Origin of the sequence: Acinetobacter amyesii (assembly GCF_023499985.1) — a bacterium.
Lineage (GTDB): Bacteria > Pseudomonadota > Gammaproteobacteria > Pseudomonadales > Moraxellaceae > Acinetobacter > Acinetobacter amyesii.
In genome coordinates, this window is the sequence record NZ_JAMCOU010000033.1 from 67,911 (window position 1) to 83,971 (window position 16,061).

Genomic DNA, 16,061 nt, shown 5'->3' on the forward strand with positions numbered 1-16,061 from the left:
TGTTCTATTAAATTTTCGGATCGGCAAAGTTTAACGGTTCTACGCATAAAGCTCAAACCTGCGGCCAATCTCCTTCGAGGAGGACTGCTGCAGGCGGCTAAAGCAGCCATTCTACACAGGCACGAATAATCCCCAGTGCGAGGCCAATAAAACCACCGACCACGACACCATTGACTCGAATCATATGCAAGTCGCCACCGACTTCGTTTTCGATCTTATCGATCATTTCACGTGAATCCCATTCATGTATACGTTCACTGATAAACCGAATGACTTTTTCGCTATATTGATCGGAGAGATTGATGGCAATATCACTCATTTTTTCATTCAGCAATTGGCGTACAGCAACGTTAGAGACAATATTTTCGCCCACTTGTTGAATGGCGACGCGTAGGTTTTGTGCAATACCTGAGTCCGGCTTTTGTAGATCAGATTTAATCGCATCACATAAAATCACAACAGCGCCGCTTAAAAAGTTAAGCATTTGTGGGCTGTCTAATAAAGCGTCCTTGGTGCTATTCAAACGTTGGCTGGCTACACTTTGATTGTCTGCCAACTCATGCATGAGTTGCTGTGCCATTTCTTCAATTTTTCGACGCCAAGGATGTTCTGGATCGGCCAACATAGATTCGACACGGCTCACCAATGAATCAATGGTGCGTTGTTGTACATCAATGCCGATCCAGCTGGCGCCTTTAGCTAACTTCCATACCCCAAGTTCTTTAAACAACTGGCGTGAAAGGTCGCGGGTTTGTTCTGGATGCTGTGTGACCCAATCATGGGCTAAATCGAGCCCGCGCTGTAAAACATCTTGATGGAAGTCATTTTCTAAAACTGCCCGTAGCATTTCACTGGCAAGATGGTTGACTTGCGTATTGCGTACCCATTGCACGCTGTTATTTTGGATAAATTGTCCAATTTGTTCCTGACCGACAAATTCGAAAATTTTCGGTACCGTTTGCTGAATGACTTGGGTCACTTGCGCATTATTGTGCGGATTGGCCAACCATTTCCCGACGGCAAGAGAGAGATCCGTCTCCGCTAAGCTTTTTTCAACCACTTGTGGTGAAAGAAAATTCTCCTGAACAAAGCGGCCCATTGACTCGGCAATGCGTGCTTTATTACGAGGAATAATTTCTGTGTGGTCACGTAAAAATTTAGGAATCGGAATCCGACCAAAGGGATTGCGAAATAAAACGGTTATCGCATACCAGTCTGCCAAACCACCAACCACTCCAGCTTCCGCTGAAAGCATTAAAATATGAATGAGCCAGACGTATTCAGGCAGCAATTTAGCTGCGATCATCAATGCAATCCACGCCAGCACCGCCACCACCAAAGCAATGGTGGCGAAGCGTTTACTGCGTTGCAGACTAGGTGAAACAGCGGGCTGTTCAGTTGGGCTCATCAATGATCGGGTCTCTATGGGTTGACTTATTTAGAGGTGGGCTCAGCGGCTACAGGAAAAGGATTTCCTTGGCTGTCTAAACCATATTTAGCTCCGAGTGACTGCAAAATCAAGCGAGCATCAAAGGCATCCTGAGGGGCTTTGGCACGATCTTTATAGCAAGTAATACTGTAGGAAACTTGAGTCGGATCGAGTGTGACCACCTGTGGAACGTCATAAAACGGGCCTGGCCAAAATCCGGGATGGCGACGATAATAGCCATATGGATAAGGCATAGGGTCTGGGTAAATCACCGCTTGACGCGGTGGTTTTTGACTCCGATTACTCGGATCATCCATGACTTTAAAATATTGAAAGCCATTGTGTAGGGTGGTTTGAGCGGCTTTAACCAAGGTGATTTCTTCGGCAGTACCATAGCTCATATTGGGGCGAGCTTGAAAGCTAATCCGGTAGCTTTGCGCATTTAATGGTGTCGCAGAATATTGACCGAGTTGTTCAAAGGTCAAAGGTTTTGATGGGGTTGTGGCACAGCCAGTCAAACCGAGTGCTGCGGTTATGGCTGCTGCGATAATGAGTTTGTTCATGCGCATACTCCTGTTTAGTCGGTTCATGGCAAGGGGAGATACTGGCCAAAAGCCGTCAATTAAAAGCTAGAATTGGGCTGGGTTAAAAATTCCAATTCCTCTGCTGTAGATGTTCTGCCCAATACCGCATTGCGATGCGGGTAACGTCCAAATCGATCGATAATCACTTTATGCTTTTTTTCAAATTCTAAGTTGATCGGATTGCCCAGTTGCTCAAATAATTTTAACGCGCTTTGATGGATTTTTGTCGATTCGCTATGCATAAAGGGCATATATAAAAATGAGCGCTGTTCAGGGCTTAATTGTAGATCTAAACCCTGCGCGATGGCTTCTTGTGCAAGCGCCAAAGCCAGTGCATCTTGGGCAAAAGCCAAGCCAGAGTCACGGAATAAATTTCTAGAAAATTGATCTAAAACAATAATTTCAGCCAAACGACCTTCGGCAGTAGTACGCCATTGCCACAGTTCTACTTTACTCGCCGCAAGATGGATGTCTTTAAACTTTTTTTCGATTAAAACATCAAAATTATTGCTTTTAGCGAACCAATTGGGCTGATTTTCTGGGTTAAACCAAAATTCGAGAATATCTTGATAATTCATAAGTTTTAAGCATTATTAGCATATATTTGTTTATAAAATCACAAATTTCAAATGTCATATAGAGTAAGTTTGTGATAAAAAATTGCCAAAATAAAATCACGGTTTGTCTCAAAACTATACAGTGGGTCATTTGCCCACTTCAAATCGCGTTATACTGATATAAACTGATGATTTTATTTTAGTAGTTTCTTCCATTTAAGCGAGATAGCAATGAGTCAACCCGAATCGACCTCTCAAGACATTTTACCGACTTGGGTAGATTCTTCGCTGATTAAAGGAATGTTGCGCGGTATTGAGCGTGAAAGCTTGCGTATGCAAAGCAACGGTTTCTTGTCTCAGGCCGACCATCCCCAAGCTTTGGGTGCGGCTTTGACTCATCCGCATATCACGACAGACTATTCTGAAGCTTTAATGGAATTTATCACGCCGCCAAAAGAAACCATTACAGAGGCGTTAAACTATCTGCAAGATATACATGCTGTTGCGCATACGCATTTGGAACATGGTGAAAAACTTTGGCCGTTGTCGATGCCGTGCATGTTGGATAAAGACGAAGACAGTATTCGTTTAGCGCAATATGGCAGCTCGAATATAGGACGTTTTAAAACCTTGTACCGTCGTGGTTTAGGGGTGCGCTATGGTCGCCGGATGCAGACCATTTCAGGGGTGCATTATAATTTATCCTTCCCAGATCATTTCTTTGAAGCACTGCAACAACACGAAACTGACGACGCCCTCAAGGCATTGAGCTTACAGGATTATCGCAGTCATCGTTATTTCGGCCTGATCCGTAATTTTATTCGTTTAACGCCATTGGTGATGTTTTTGGTTGGAGCGAGCCCGTCGGTGTGTAAATGTTTTATGACTGGACGTGAACATCAGTTGTTACCGCTCTTAAAAGGCACGCTATTTTTACCCTATGCAACGGCGCTGCGTATGGGAAATTTTGGCTATCAAAATTCAGCACAAAAACAGTTAGGGATTCACTACAACGACATTCAGGCATATTTGGAAGGTTTGCAAAAAGCGGTGCATACCCCGTATGCCGCATTTAGTCATTTAGGTTTAAATGATGAACAGGGTGAACCGATTCAAATTAATGACCATGTGTTGCAAATTGAAAATGAATACTACAGTTTGGTTCGTCCGAAACAAGTGCCACAGGATGGTGAAACACCATCTGAAGCCCTGCAAAATCGTGGCGTAGGTTATGTTGAATTACGTGCGGTAGACGTCAATCCTTATAGCCCGATTGGGATCAATGAAGACACGGCAGGCTTGCTCGAAGTGGTGGCTTTATACTGTTTATTGCAAGACAGCCCAGCATTGTTAGATGCCGAACAAAATGAAATTGAGAAAAATCAGGCTGAAGTAGTAAACCGTGGTCGTGCGCCAAACGCAGTGATTTTACAGCAAGGTCAAGCGGTTCCAATTGAAACATGGTGTCGTACACATGTTGCAGCGATGCAACCGTTGGCTGAATTGCTGGATGATTCTTACAATACAGATATTTACACTCAGGCAATGGCTGTGATGCAATCACGCATCGATGAAGTCGATGAAACATTGTCGGCACGTATGATTAGCGATACTTTAGAACAAGGTGGAACTTGGGGCTTTGGTAGCTTTATGGCCTTACAACATGCTGAAGTGTATGAGCAGCATGTCTTGAACCCTGAAACTGCAGCATACTTTGCACAAGCTGCTGAGCAGTCTTTAGAAAAACAGGCTCAACTTGAGCAAGACTGCACCTTGAGTTTTGAAGAATATTTGAAAAACTTTAGATAAAAAATTTAAGAGGATTTACCATGAAATGGAGTTTCCGCTTCGTGAGTGGTTTGTTGTTTTTAGCCAGCGTGATCGGTATGTCTTTTGCGCTGTTTTTAGAACATGTACAAGGCTTAGAACCTTGTCCGTTGTGCGTATTCCAACGTATTGGTTTGATTGGACTCGGCATCATTTCATTGATTGCGTTGATTCACAATCCAGCATCGAATTGGGGTAAACGCATTTACGCATTGTTGGGGACACTATCAATTCTTTGGTCTGCTGGGGTGGCTGCGCGTCATATTTGGCTGCAAAACTTACCGCCAGACAAAGTGCCTAGCTGTGGCCCAGGACTGGATTATTGGGTAGAAACGCTGCCGTTAAAATCAGTCTTTGAACAAGTACTAACCGGCTCTGGTGAATGTGCCAAAGTGGATTGGACGTTCTTGGGACAATCATTACCGGTTTGGTCATTGGTGTTTTTTGCAGTTTTAACCTTGCTCAGTCTTTGGCAGTTATTGCGTAAATATCCAAGCAAACCAGTCCCACGTTTACGTGATAAATTTTAATTTAGTGATACATAAAAAAGCCCTCAGTTGAGGGCTTTTTTTTATGAGTCTGAATGGGGGAAGTTTACCTTAGGTTAGGGCAATGCCTTCCACACTTTCCAAGTCCATCATAAATTCATAGATATGATCACAAGCTTTATCGTCATTGTTTGGATAGAACCAATGCACGATTTGCTCAGCCACTTGCGGATGATGCTGAATTTCGAAATGGTTCAAGCCATAAAAAATCGCTTTATGTGAATCTGGCACTTTCAGTTGATACCGTGCATTTGGGTGTTCCCCCAATGCACTTTTTACACTGACCAAGTAATCTCCAATCACATGTCGAGTTTTATTGCGACGATGTTCATATTCGATGGTCCCTGCCACGAGGTAGGTATTGATATGTGAAGGAATCGGGGCAGGTTTACGGTTGTCGTCCATGAGCCCAATGCGAACATCATTATGTTCCCAATCATCATCACGCACGCTGCCATAGCGCAAATCTAAAATGCCGTTACTGCGAATATTCACCACGTGACCTACGATTTTGACCAAGGGGAAACGCCCCAATTGATCTTGCAGATGAAATCCGATACGTTCAAGCACAGCACCATGATGCGGTGAGCCTAAGCAGACTAGATTTTCGACTTGATGAATCCATTGATACATATTTTGTTTGCCATAAAAAATGGCACTACGGGACACTAAGCCCCCCATACTATGACCAATTAAGTCGATACTGGTAATACCCGGGTTGCGACGGACCAAATCTTCTAATGTATTGGCAAGGCTGCGACCATTGGTCGAGATACGACGACCCGTGTTGTAATTTAAATACAGCATGGTGTTGTGGTCACGTTGAGAAAGTAATTTTTCACCAATGCCGCCATATTTGGCTGTCGACCATGACAGATGATTCATGCACAGCCCATGAATCAATAGGGTAATACGACCGTTTAATTCGCCTTTTTGTACCGCACCATAATGGTCGTAAACCACCATCGGTAAGGCCATCGGGTTGTGATATTTCAGTAAATAGTCGCCTAAGACCCCATTCAGTGCGCCCACTAAAAAATGTAAAGACGGGGTGAGGGGTTTGTCGTGTAAGCGTGGGAATTTTTCTATAATGCTACGCAGCGTTGGTGCAAGTAAATAATTGCCATAATTGAAAAAAGTGTTGTAAGAAAATTCATAAATCCGTGCAATGGTCGGCTGCTTATGAAAGGCTTTCGAGCCTTGTTCGCTCATTCCAAAAATACTGATTAAAATTTCACGTTGAATGTTTTTGATTAAGTCATGCACGACATCACTAAAACGCATTGTCACGAGTTGTGCCAAACCTTCCAGCACATCTGCTTGACTGGGTGGCGTGCGGTCCCATTTACAATAGGTTTCATGCAATGGTGTTAAGCTAGGCATAATGTTCCTATCCTTACATTCAATGCTATCCCTCGATTGTATTTATTACTGGAATAGCCTGAAGTTTCATTGTTTATTTTATAAAATTCTCACGAACAGCTTTTACAATACCGATAACAGACCTGTCGGTGAATGCCTTTTGTCTGACAATTTTACTAAAAATTCAAATTTAGAAAATGTGACGCAGTTAGCACTTATATGCCACTTTTAAAGCAATTTAAAGATCAATTTGGAATCAAAATGATGAATATTGTGTATTTGCATGGTTTTCAAAGTAACTCAAATTCGGTGAAAGGGCAGATATTGCGGCACTATTGCGCAGACTTAAATGGTGTGCACGTGCATTTGCCAGATTTGAATATGCCACCACTACAGGTAATGCAGCAGATGTCAGAGCTGATTGAAGGTTTGGATAATGTGGTTTTGGTCGGTAGCAGTTTAGGTGGCTTTTATGCGACGCAGTTGATGGCACGCCATCACATTCCTGCGGTGCTCATCAATCCTGCGGTCTATCCATGGCAATTATTTCGTGATTTATTTGGTGAGACGGCATTGCCTTATCAGGTGACTGAAACGTGGTGCTTGGATGATGCACAGCTCAATCAAATGCAGGCTTTGGCTGTATCTAAGGTTGAAAATGCAGATCAACTGTTGGTCTTGCTCCAACAAGGTGATGAAACCTTGGATTTTCGTGATGCCACTAGGTTTTATAGTGCGGTTCAAGCCGGCACGGCTATGCTGATCACTGAGGTGGGTGGAACGCATGGCATGGATAACTTTGCAGAAAAAATACCCATGCTCTTGCAGTTTTTGGCAGATGCTGTAAAAAATAAGCGGGCATAAGAAAAGCGAAATCAGTTTAATCATACAAAAAAGTAGCTTTACGACATGAATTGACGCATAAATTGACTAAGAAAATGGCGGCTGATCGCAAGAGATATGCATTTTAATAAAAAAGCATATACTGTAGCGCTTGAAGAAATGTTTTAACCAAAAAAGCAGGGAATTTTGCAACGTGACGCAATATACGGCTCAATCACTTGAAGTTTTATCTGGTCTAGATCCGGTACGTCGTCGTCCGGGTATGTATACAGACACTACACGACCGAACCATTTAGCACAGGAAGTGATAGATAACTCCGTCGATGAAGCGCTTGCAGGTCATGCCAACAAAATTACTGTGACGGTTTATAAAGATGGTTCTTTGTCGGTAGAAGACAATGGACGCGGTATGCCTGTTGATATTCATCCTGAGTATGGTCAAAGCGGGATTGAAATTATTCTGACCAAATTACATGCCGGTGGTAAGTTCAGTACTGATAACTACCAATTCTCAGGTGGTTTACACGGTGTGGGTATTTCGGTGGTGAACGCACTGTCAGATCGTGTTGAAGTGGAAGTTCAGCGTCAAGGCAATCTATATAAAATGGCCTTTGAACATGGCGTTCCTGTGGCACCGCTTGAGGTGTTGGAAGGTAAATGCGCTAAACGTGCAACGGGTACTACCGTGCATTTTTGGCCTGAAGCCAAATATTTTGATTCGCCTAAATTTGCGCTGAAAGCCTTAAAACACAACTTAAAAGCCAAGGCTGTTTTGGCGGCAGGCTTGCAGATTATTTATATCGATCAAATCAACAACGAAAAGATCGAATGGCAATTTGAAAATGGTCTAGTCGACTATTTGATGGATGAGCTACAAGACCGTGACATCGTTCCTGTTCCTGCATTTGTTGCGACTGGTGAAGCTGAACGTGCTAGTGCTGAATTTGCCATTTGCTGGAACGTTGAAGGCGGCGAACAGATTCAAGAAAGTTATGTCAATTTGATTCCAACTGCGCAAGGCGGTACACATGTCAACGGTTTACGTTCAGGTGTGACAGATGCGATTCGTGAGTTCTGTGAATTACGTAACTTGTTGCCGCGTAATATGAAGCTGTCTGCCGAAGATGTGTGGGATGGTGTCAACTTTATTCTGTCTTTAAAATTCCAAGAGCCACAATTTTCGGGTCAAACTAAAGAGCGACTTTCAAGCCGTGAAGCCTCTAGTGTGGTGTTAAATATTGCTAAAGATGCCTTTGCACTGTGGCTGAATCAAAATTCCGATATTGCTATGCAACTGGCAGAAATGGTGATTGCCAAGGCCGGTCGCCGTTTAAAAGCTGCGAAAAAAGTTGAACGTAAAAAGATTGTTTCAGGTCCAGCTTTACCAGGTAAATTGGCTGACTGTGTGGGGCATACCCTCGAAGAATCTGAACTGTTTATTGTGGAAGGGGATTCTGCAGGTGGTTCTGCCAAACAAGCACGTGATAAGAACTTCCAAGCGATCATGCCGATCCGAGGTAAGATTTTAAATACTTGGGAAGTGTCTTCTGATGAAGTTTTAGCATCGCAAGAAGTACATGATATTGCGATTGCGATTGGTGTAGATCCGGGTAGTGATGACTTATCTGAATTACGTTATGGCAAAATTTGTATTTTGGCCGATGCCGACTCGGATGGTTTGCACATTGCAACTTTACTTTGCGCACTGTTCGTCAAACATTTCCATACTTTGGTTGAGGAAGGACATCTATTTGTGGCGATGCCACCGCTGTTCCGTATAGATGACAATAAAGATGTGCACTATGCCTTGGATGAAGATGAACTGGAAAGCATCTTAAAGAAATGTAAAACCAAAAATCCTCAAATCACTCGATTTAAAGGATTGGGTGAGATGAACGCGAGTCAGCTGCGTGAAACGACTATGGATCCCAATACACGTCGTTTAGTGCAACTGGACTTGGATGACGTACAGTTTACTTCAGGTTTACTCGACAAATTATTGGCGAAAAAACGCTCTTCAGACCGTAAGCATTGGTTGGAACAGAAGGGTAATTTGGCCGATTTGGCGGTTTAAAAGGGCAATAAGAAAAAAACCACGCAAGTGGTTTTTTTTTGCTTCAAATGTAGGAAAAGCTGCATGATTTGTGTGCTAAAACACCGTATTTTTTGAAAAACGTCGCAAAATTGTTCAATTATAGGTCAAATGTTGGATACAAGTTTGTATGCATCTTTGCGGTGATTTTACGGTGTTTGGATCGAACCATAAAAAATTACAAGCAAAGTTTTTTATTATAACTATATGAAAAATAATATTTAAAAATAAATAACAGCACTCAATCAAAATAAAAAATAAGGCTTGGCACAGTTATTGAATTGCTCTGTTGTGATGAAAGACAACAAATGCATTTTAAAAATGTGACTTACAAGCTTAGGTTGGGAGTGTGAATAATGTTTCAACGCAATGTATTTGCTAAAAGTATTTTAGCGGCAACGATGACTGGGGCGATTGCTTTAACGGGCTGTTCAAAACCTGCAGAAGAAAAAACAGAAAGTGCTGCATCTGAACCAAAAGCGGCCGCAGCAAGTGGCGATACTATTAAAGTCGGGATCTTACATTCGCTGTCAGGCACGATGGCGATCTCAGAAACTTCTCTTAAAGATACCGCCTTGATGGCGATTAATGAAATTAATGCCAATGGCGGGGTATTGGGCAAAAAACTAGAACCTGTGGTGGTTGATCCGGCATCGGACTGGCCATTATTTGCGGAAAAAACCCGTCAGTTGATTACCCAAGACAAAGTAGCCGTGATTTTTGGTTGCTGGACGTCGGTATCTCGTAAGTCGGTTCTACCAGTGGTTGAAGAATTAAATGGCTTATTGTTCTACCCTGTTCAGTATGAAGGTCAGGAACAGTCTAAAAATATTTTCTACACGGGTGCAGCACCGAATCAGCAAGCGATTCCTGCTGTTGAATACCTGATGAGTGAAGAGGGTGGAAAGGCAGAACGCTTTGTACTGTTGGGCACGGACTATGTTTACCCACGCACTACCAACAAAATCTTACGTGCATTCTTGAAGTCGAAAGGCATTGCCGATGCAGACATCATGGAAGAATATACCCCATTTGGTCATAGCAACTATCAAACCATTGTGGGCAATGTGAAGAAGTTTGCGGCAGGGAAAAAGACGGCTGTGATCTCGACCATTAACGGCGATTCAAATGTGCCGTTCTATCGTGAATTGGGTAACCAAGGCATCAAAGCTGCGGATATTCCAGTGATGGCGTTCTCTGTAGGTGAAGAGGAATTACGCGGTATCGACACCAAGCCGCTGGTCGGACACTTGGCATCGTGGAACTACTTCATGTCGGTGAAAAATCCAGTGAATACTGAATTCACCAATAAAATGAAGCAGTATGCCGTGGAATACAAACTGCCAAATGCCGATAAATTTGTGACCAATGACCCGATGGAAGCTACCTATGTCGGTATCAATATGTGGAAACAAGCGGTAGAAAAAGTAGGAAGCACAGATGTCGATAAAGTGCGTGAAGCTATGGCCGGCCAAGAATTTAAAGCGCCATCGGGCTATACCTTGCAAATGGATGCGTCGAACCATCATTTGCATAAACCAGTCATGATTGGTCAGATCCGTGCCGATGGTCAGTTTGATGTGGTACACAAAACGGCAAAAACCATTGCTGCAGAGCCATGGAGTCCGTACATCCCTAAATAATTCAATTCGAATGCCTGTTGCTATTGTGTAGCAGGCCTTTTTTGATGTGATCCCTGTATGGGGTTGTTCTATTACTCAATAGGGATGCTTATAAGATGAAAAAATTACGCAATTTCCCGATCCTTTTTCTATTCCTAAGCCAATTATTCTGTCTGCAAATCGTGCATGCAGAAACTGCAGCGGATGTGGTGTCTACGGTGCAATCTGTGCAGCAAGGTGACGCCATTCAGCAATTTGTTCGCGGGAGTTTTACCGAGCGACGTAGTTTACTGAATCAATGGCCGGGCGATCTTGAATCCTTAGATCAGTTGGCCGCATTGGTCGAAAAAGACCAGTTATATAGTGGTCAAAGCGGTCAAACCTATATTTTAGAAACTGACGAAAAATTATTGAGCTATCCTGATTTGCAAACCGTGACGGATTGGCCTGCCGATTTATCTCAAGTGACTTTGGTGAATACCCTTCGTAAAGCCTTAACGTTTGCTCAAGCGAAAGAAAAGCTGCAATCGGATGATCTAAACCAGCGTTTAGATGCGATCGATATTTTAGAAAATAACTTGGCTGAGTTGGATGTTAAAAATATTAATCAATTGTATTTAAATGAAAAAAATAACAAAGTTAAAGCCCGTTTAGCGCAGCTCAAAGCACGCTTGGACTATCGAAACCCTGATGTTTTACAAAAAATACAGGCGGCTAAAGTGCTGCAAGATTCTAACCGTCCCGATGTGTTGGCAATGGTGGAGCAGGAATTACAACAAGCCAATCTGCATCCCGAGTTAAAAGCCGCACTGACAGAAGCCAAGAGCAATATTAAAACTCGGATTCAAGCCAGTGAATGGACTGGACATGTCTTTTCAGGTCTCAGCACGGCCAGTATTTTACTGCTTGCAGCGTTGGGACTAGCCATTACGTATGGTCTGCTAGGCGTGATTAACATGGCGCATGGTGAACTGATCATGATCGGGGCCTACACCACTTATGTGGTGCAAAGCCTGTTTAAGAGTTATCTCAGTAGCTATGTCGATTGGTACTTGATTGCCGCGATTCCTGCTGCGTTTTTTGTTAGCGCTTTGATTGGCATGTTGATTGAACGTGCCGTTATTCGTCCCTTGTATGGCCGTCAATTGGAAACACTATTAGCCACCTTTGGTGTGAGCTTAATTTTGATGCAATTGGTGCGCATGGTTTTTGGTGCGCAGAACGTTGAGGTGTCGAATATTTCATGGCTGTCAGGGGGCATCGCTGTGACACCGAGCCTGATGCTGCCTTATAACCGTATTGCCATTATTGGCTTTACCGTTGCTGTACTCCTATTACTGGTTTACTTGCTGAATAAGACCCGCTTTGGTTTATTTGTTCGTGCCGTGACGCAAAACCGTCAAATGGCACAGGCTGTGGGTATCCGTTCTAGCCGCATTGACATGATGGCTTTTGGTTTAGGTTCAGGGCTTGCAGGTCTGGCAGGTTGTGCCTTAGCACAAGTCGGCAATGTCGGTCCTGATTTAGGACAAAACTATATTATTGATGCGTTTTTGGTGGTTGTGGTGGGCGGTGTTGGTCAAGTATGGGGTGCAGTACTGGCGGCCTTAGGTCTAGGTGTCAGTGGCACAGTGCTGGAAATCGGCATGGGTGCGGTCTTAGCGAAAATTATTCTACTGGTTCTTGTGATTTTGTTTATTCAAAAACGTCCACAAGGTTTGTTTGCCATCAAAGGCCGTTTTGTGGAGTAAGCGCATGAAAATCACTTCGTTATTATCGGATAAACCCTATAGCGGTATGGCGATTGCCGTGTGCTTTGCCATTTTGCTGATTTTGCCTTGGTTACATGTATTGCCAGCCGATTCAGCACTGCATTTATCAGCGTATTGGGTCACGCTCATTGGCAAGATTATGTGTCTCGCCTTGGTGGCATTGGCCTTAGATTTGGTTTGGGGCTATGCCGGCATTTTAAGTTTGGGACATGGTCTGTACTTTGCCTTGGGCGGCTATGCCTTCGGTATGTATCTCATGCGTGAGGCGGCAGGAGATGGCTTACCCGACTTTATGCGCTTTTTGAGTTGGACTGAGCTACCGTGGTACTGGATGGGTACTGAACATATCGTGTGGGCATTGGCTTTGGTGGTTTTAGTTCCGGGATTGATTGCCTTCATTTTTGGCTTCTTTGCCTTCCGCTCCAAAATTAAAGGCGTGTATTTTTCAATTATTACCCAAGCCATGACTTTTGCCGCTGCGCTACTATTTTTCCGCAATGAAACAGGCTTTGGCGGTAACAACGGCTTTACCGGTTTTAAAACCATCTTAGGTCTAGATATTACCTCTGCACCAATGCGAGCAACCTTGTGTTTCCTCACGGCACTGACTTTGCTGGTCTGTTTTGTCGGTTTACGCCACCTGATGAATAAACCCTATGGTCGCGTACTTGGTGCAATTCGTGACAGTGAAAACCGTTTGCAATATTTAGGTTATCGCACCTTATGGTACAAGCTCTCTGCATGGGTTTTGTCCGCTGTGATCGCAGGGATTGCAGGCGCTCTGTATGTCCCTCAAGTCGGTATTATTAACCCAAGTGAAATGAACCCTGTCAATTCGATTGAAATGGCGGTGTGGGTGGCTGCAGGGGGGCGCGGTACGCTGATTGGCCCAATTTTAGGTGCAGGTTTAATCAATGGGGTGAAGACCTATTTTACGGTGGCTTATCCAGAGGCATGGCTATTGATTTTAGGTGCGCTGTTTATTGTGGTAACGATATTTCTGCCAAAAGGTGTGATTGGGTTATTAGAGCGGTTTAAAAAGGAGAGCAGCGAATGAATGATCAATGGGTTCAACCGCATGGCGGTCATGCTGTTGAAGGTTATGGACGACCAAAGGAGCAGGGTGCGGATTTCAGTCACGGGATTGCCTTGTATTTAGAAAAAGTCAGCGTTTGGTTTGATTCTTTCCGTGCATTAAATGATTTGTCGTTATATATCAAAGAAGGTGAGCTGCGCTGCATCATTGGTCCCAATGGTGCAGGAAAAACCACGCTGATGGATGTGATTACGGGGAAAACTCGCCCAACAGAAGGTTCGGCTTTTTTTGGGCAAACCTATGATTTGGCAAAAATGAGCACAGAGCAAATTGCAGAAGCCGGGATCGGTCGTAAGTTTCAAAAGCCAACCGTATTTGAAAATTTTACTGTGATGGAAAACCTGTTATTGGCTGCACCTAAAGATAAACGGGTGAAAAAGAGTTTTTTCAGCAAGCTTGATCCAGATGCGCAAAATGCCTTGGACGAATCTTTAGCACAAATCCGCTTAGAAGAATTGATCCATAAACCGGCAGGGCTGTTGTCACATGGTCAAAAGCAGTGGTTAGAAATAGGCATGCTACTGATGCAGCGTCCAAAGTTGATTTTGCTGGATGAACCTGTAGCAGGGATGACCGATGCTGAAACAGAGCGCACTGCAGAGCTGTGTTTAGAGTTGAAAAAGAACCATACCCTTATCGTGGTTGAACATGACATGAGCTTTATTGACACCATCAGTGAAAAAGTCACCGTGTTGGCGCAAGGTGCGATTTTGGCCGAGGGTACATTGGCCGAAGTCCAAGCCAATGAAGATGTCATTGAAAAATATCTCGGACGTTAAGGAGCAGACCATGTTAGAAGTCAAAGACGTCAATCAGTTTTATGGCGGCAGTCATATTTTAAGAGATGTGACATTTGCCGCTCCCGTAGGCGCATGTTCGGTGGTGCTCGGGCGAAATGGTGTGGGTAAAACCACCCTCTTAAAATGTTTAATGGGCATTTTACCGATCAAGTCTGGGCAGATCTTACTGGATGGCAAAGACATTTCTAAACTGAGTCCAGAGCAACGTGTACGCGAAGGATTGGCTTATGTACCGCAAGGACGGGACATTTTTTCAACCTTGACCGTTGAAGAAAATATTTTGATTGGGATGGCAAAATTTAAAGGGGCTAAGACCCGAAAAGTGCCAGAACATCTCTATGAAATTTTCCCCGTATTGGATGAAATGAAACATCGACGAGGTGGAGATTTATCTGGTGGTCAGCAGCAACAATTGGCGATTGCCCGTGCGCTCGCTTCCGAACCACGGGTATTGATTTTAGATGAACCGACCGAAGGCATTCAGCCCTCGATTATTAAAGATATTGGCCGTGTGATTCGTCAGTTAGCCGATGGTGGAGAAATGGCGATTGTTTTGGTTGAGCAGTTTTACGATTTTGCAGAAGAACTGGCAGATGAATATACCGTGATGGCGCGGGGGCAAGTGATTGCACAAGGTGTCGGTAGTGAAATGCCTGAAAAAGGCATTCGGGAACTGGTGGCGATTTAACATTTAGTTGACTGCGATGTGTGGCGGGCTTGTATCAATCAAGCTCGTTACTCTTTTAATTCAATTTACTACGATCAAAAAAATCGTTGCTGGTCATGGCAGTTGAATCAAAAAAACGAGTGGCATAAATTTTTTTTTTGTTTTAAGCCATAAGCTTGCGTTGTTCTCAGTATAGTCATTTGAAGTTTCAGCATGTCGTGCTTAAGTGATGCTAAACGCAGTACTCAGACTTTGGTAAAGGGCGAATGTGCATCCATCAGTATTCGATCAAATGCGGCCGAATATACAAAATATCTGCTTTATTTTTGTGTGGATTACATTAATCTAAATGTACGACATAACAAGAAGATAAGAATATGGATGCGATATTATATTTGATCCCACCGAATGATTTGGAAACTCTGATTTTAGAAGCAGACACCCCTCAAGATGTCTTGGATTCACCCTTTGTACAACACTCCTTATTTTTAGGGGAAGCGTGGCAAGAGTTGAATCCATTATTAAGCCTGAACAGTGATTCAGCTGCGGCACTGAGTTATGCCATTCAGGCAGAACATCCATTGTCAGAGCGACGCCCGGGACTGAGCCTTGCAGTGCATTACAATACTGTAGTTCGCGTTGCAGAAATCCATCAGGCATTACAACCGTTAAGCGTGGATGAAATCAAAAAACGTTATTTGGTCACGATTGCAGAAAACGCACCTGAGCAAGAGCTTAAATTGGCCGAATTAAAACTGCTTTTTTTACAGTTACAAGATCTTTATCGCGATGCGGTGCGTCATAACTTATCAGTGCTGAGTGTAATTCAAGATGGTATTCGTTTGGATAAATTACCATAAAC

General features: G+C 43.5%; 14 protein-coding genes. 10 read left to right on the forward strand and 4 right to left on the reverse strand.

Annotation, left to right across the window (positions count from 1 at the left end; genetic code table 11):
* Nucleotides 1-97: 97 nt before the first annotated feature.
* From M5F03_RS11825 to M5F03_RS11835, 3 genes are read right to left on the reverse strand one after another with little or no spacing between them, the layout of a single operon-like run.
* Entirely contained in the window at nucleotides 98-1,408 is a 1,311-nt protein-coding gene (locus M5F03_RS11825) for a DUF445 domain-containing protein (RefSeq protein ID WP_249708414.1), read from the reverse strand.
* Nucleotides 1,409-1,434: 26 nt separating this feature from the next.
* Nucleotides 1,435-1,992, reverse strand: coding sequence for a CC0125/CC1285 family lipoprotein (locus tag M5F03_RS11830; RefSeq protein ID WP_249708415.1), 558 nt, complete (start codon nucleotides 1,990-1,992; stop codon nucleotides 1,435-1,437).
* Nucleotides 1,993-2,051: 59 nt separating this feature from the next.
* Nucleotides 2,052-2,591, reverse strand: coding sequence for a DUF924 family protein (locus M5F03_RS11835; RefSeq protein ID WP_180008629.1), 540 nt, complete (start codon nucleotides 2,589-2,591; stop codon nucleotides 2,052-2,054).
* A gap of 210 nt (nucleotides 2,592-2,801) precedes the next feature.
* Between M5F03_RS11835 and gshA the strand changes: the two genes are divergently transcribed.
* Nucleotides 2,802-4,379 carry a glutamate--cysteine ligase gene (gene gshA, locus M5F03_RS11840; RefSeq protein ID WP_249708416.1) on the forward strand — a complete coding sequence of 526 codons (1,578 nt, stop codon included), beginning with the start codon at nucleotides 2,802-2,804 and terminating at the stop codon, nucleotides 4,377-4,379.
* 20 nt (nucleotides 4,380-4,399) lie between these two features.
* Complete coding sequence (locus tag M5F03_RS11845; RefSeq protein ID WP_078190602.1) at nucleotides 4,400-4,927, forward strand: disulfide bond formation protein B; 528 nt, start codon at nucleotides 4,400-4,402, stop codon at nucleotides 4,925-4,927.
* A 69-nt stretch (nucleotides 4,928-4,996) separates the two neighbouring features.
* Here the strand turns inward: M5F03_RS11845 and M5F03_RS11850 are convergent, their stop codons facing one another.
* Nucleotides 4,997-6,328 carry a PGAP1-like alpha/beta domain-containing protein gene (locus M5F03_RS11850; protein WP_078193243.1) on the reverse strand — a complete coding sequence of 444 codons (1,332 nt, stop codon included), beginning with the start codon at nucleotides 6,326-6,328 and terminating at the stop codon, nucleotides 4,997-4,999.
* Between the two features lie 243 nt (nucleotides 6,329-6,571).
* Here M5F03_RS11850 and M5F03_RS11855 point away from each other — a divergent pair, with 243 nt between their 5' ends.
* The 8 genes from M5F03_RS11855 to M5F03_RS11890 all read left to right on the forward strand — a co-directional run bounded on the left by M5F03_RS11855 (nucleotide 6,572) and on the right by M5F03_RS11890 (nucleotide 16,059).
* On the forward strand, nucleotides 6,572-7,171 hold the full coding sequence (locus M5F03_RS11855) for a YqiA/YcfP family alpha/beta fold hydrolase (protein WP_249708488.1): 600 nt from the start codon (nucleotides 6,572-6,574) through the stop codon (nucleotides 7,169-7,171).
* A gap of 172 nt (nucleotides 7,172-7,343) precedes the next feature.
* A complete protein-coding gene (gene parE / locus M5F03_RS11860) occupies nucleotides 7,344-9,224 on the forward strand; it encodes a DNA topoisomerase IV subunit B (RefSeq protein ID WP_111885120.1) in 1,881 nt (626 codons plus the stop codon).
* A 374-nt stretch (nucleotides 9,225-9,598) separates the two neighbouring features.
* Nucleotides 9,599-10,885, forward strand: a complete 1,287-nt coding sequence (urtA, locus tag M5F03_RS11865) for an urea ABC transporter substrate-binding protein (protein ID WP_249708417.1) — start codon at nucleotides 9,599-9,601, stop codon at nucleotides 10,883-10,885.
* Nucleotides 10,886-10,980: 95 nt separating this feature from the next.
* Nucleotides 10,981-12,615, forward strand: a complete 1,635-nt coding sequence (gene urtB, locus M5F03_RS11870) for an urea ABC transporter permease subunit UrtB (protein ID WP_249708418.1) — start codon at nucleotides 10,981-10,983, stop codon at nucleotides 12,613-12,615.
* A gap of 4 nt (nucleotides 12,616-12,619) precedes the next feature.
* Nucleotides 12,620-13,693: an urea ABC transporter permease subunit UrtC gene (urtC, locus tag M5F03_RS11875; RefSeq protein ID WP_249708419.1), complete on the forward strand. Its 1,074-nt coding sequence runs from the start codon at nucleotides 12,620-12,622 to the stop codon at nucleotides 13,691-13,693.
* Nucleotides 13,690-14,511, forward strand: a complete 822-nt coding sequence (urtD, locus tag M5F03_RS11880; protein ID WP_180174003.1) for an urea ABC transporter ATP-binding protein UrtD — start codon at nucleotides 13,690-13,692, stop codon at nucleotides 14,509-14,511. The genes urtC and urtD overlap by 4 nt, the downstream gene beginning before the upstream one ends.
* A gap of 10 nt (nucleotides 14,512-14,521) precedes the next feature.
* Nucleotides 14,522-15,220, forward strand: coding sequence for an urea ABC transporter ATP-binding subunit UrtE (gene urtE, locus M5F03_RS11885; RefSeq protein ID WP_068532840.1), 699 nt, complete (start codon nucleotides 14,522-14,524; stop codon nucleotides 15,218-15,220).
* 356 nt (nucleotides 15,221-15,576) lie between these two features.
* Nucleotides 15,577-16,059, forward strand: a complete 483-nt coding sequence (locus M5F03_RS11890; protein ID WP_249708420.1) for a DUF1877 family protein — start codon at nucleotides 15,577-15,579, stop codon at nucleotides 16,057-16,059.
* Nucleotides 16,060-16,061: the final 2 nt, after the last annotated feature.

What these genes read in the sequence shown, in the direction of transcription:
- urtA (WP_249708417.1), top strand. Translation starts at nt 9,599, where the DNA reads ATGTTTCAACGCAATGTATTTGCTAAAAGTATTTTAGCGGCAACGATG.
- M5F03_RS11845 (WP_078190602.1), top strand. Translation starts at nt 4,400, where the DNA reads ATGAAATGGAGTTTCCGCTTCGTGAGTGGTTTGTTGTTTTTAGCCAGC.
- M5F03_RS11835 (WP_180008629.1), bottom strand. Translation starts at nt 2,591, where the DNA reads ATGAATTATCAAGATATTCTCGAATTTTGGTTTAACCCAGAAAATCAG.
- gshA (WP_249708416.1), top strand. Translation starts at nt 2,802, where the DNA reads ATGAGTCAACCCGAATCGACCTCTCAAGACATTTTACCGACTTGGGTA.
- M5F03_RS11830 (WP_249708415.1), bottom strand. Translation starts at nt 1,992, where the DNA reads ATGAACAAACTCATTATCGCAGCAGCCATAACCGCAGCACTCGGTTTG.
- M5F03_RS11825 (WP_249708414.1), bottom strand. Translation starts at nt 1,408, where the DNA reads ATGAGCCCAACTGAACAGCCCGCTGTTTCACCTAGTCTGCAACGCAGT.
- urtE (WP_068532840.1), top strand. Translation starts at nt 14,522, where the DNA reads ATGTTAGAAGTCAAAGACGTCAATCAGTTTTATGGCGGCAGTCATATT.
- M5F03_RS11855 (WP_249708488.1), top strand. Translation starts at nt 6,572, where the DNA reads ATGAATATTGTGTATTTGCATGGTTTTCAAAGTAACTCAAATTCGGTG.
- urtD (WP_180174003.1), top strand. Translation starts at nt 13,690, where the DNA reads ATGAATGATCAATGGGTTCAACCGCATGGCGGTCATGCTGTTGAAGGT.
- M5F03_RS11890 (WP_249708420.1), top strand. Translation starts at nt 15,577, where the DNA reads ATGGATGCGATATTATATTTGATCCCACCGAATGATTTGGAAACTCTG.
- M5F03_RS11850 (WP_078193243.1), bottom strand. Translation starts at nt 6,328, where the DNA reads ATGCCTAGCTTAACACCATTGCATGAAACCTATTGTAAATGGGACCGC.
- urtB (WP_249708418.1), top strand. Translation starts at nt 10,981, where the DNA reads ATGAAAAAATTACGCAATTTCCCGATCCTTTTTCTATTCCTAAGCCAA.
- urtC (WP_249708419.1), top strand. Translation starts at nt 12,620, where the DNA reads ATGAAAATCACTTCGTTATTATCGGATAAACCCTATAGCGGTATGGCG.